This is a genomic window from Parapedobacter soli (assembly GCF_025460835.1).
Classification (GTDB): Bacteria; Bacteroidota; Bacteroidia; order Sphingobacteriales; family Sphingobacteriaceae; genus Parapedobacter; species Parapedobacter soli.
This window is the reverse complement of record NZ_JAMXAY010000155.1, coordinates 1-688: the sequence shown is the minus strand read 5'-3', so window position 1 is coordinate 688 and position 688 is coordinate 1. Positions and strand designations below refer to the sequence as shown.

Here is a 688-nt window from a genome sequence, read left to right as displayed (position 1 = left end):
TTTGAAAAACATGCAAGGTTTTGTATTTTTACCTCAGAAACCTTGCATTTTTTGTATGATACCACAACGAAAAAACCAAAGTCAATCCAGTCTGTTCTTCTCCTTTGAAGACACGCTGAACCCCAGGCATCCCCTGTACATTTTAGCCCATAAAGTCCATTGGCACATCTTCGAGGATGCCTTTGAACCCTTGTACTGTAAGGATAACGGTCGTCCGGGCAAACCTATCCGACTGATGGTGGGTCTGTTGATGCTCAAGCACATCCGCAACATCTCTGACGAAAGCGTGGTGGAACAGTGGAGCGAGAACAATTACTACCAATACTTCTGCGGAGAGCAGTACTTTGTGGCCGGAGCGCCCTGTGAGGCATCGGAGCTGGTTCATTTCAGAAAGCGTATTGGCGAATGGGGCGTTGAACTGATCTTAAAAGAGAGCATACGCATCAACGGGCCGGACAGTGATGAGGACAGCGTGAATATCGACACCACGGTGCAGGAAAAGAACATCACCTTTCCTACGGACGCCAAACTCCACAAGAAGATCATCAAAAAATGTAAGGCAATCGCCGAGCAAGAACAGGTCCCCTTAAGACAGGCCTACACACGGGTATTGAAGAAGCTTGCTGTCGACCAACGTTTTAGGAACCATCCGAAAAACAAGGCCAAAGCACGGAAAGCCGACAGAAAA

At 47.7% G+C, this 688-nt stretch carries 1 protein-coding gene; it reads left to right on the top strand.

Annotated features, from left to right (window positions below; genetic code table 11):
- Window positions 1–55: 55 nt before the first annotated feature.
- A partial coding sequence (locus tag NGM62_RS21990) for a transposase (RefSeq protein WP_262250448.1) occupies window positions 56–688 on the top strand: 633 nt, incomplete at its 3' end.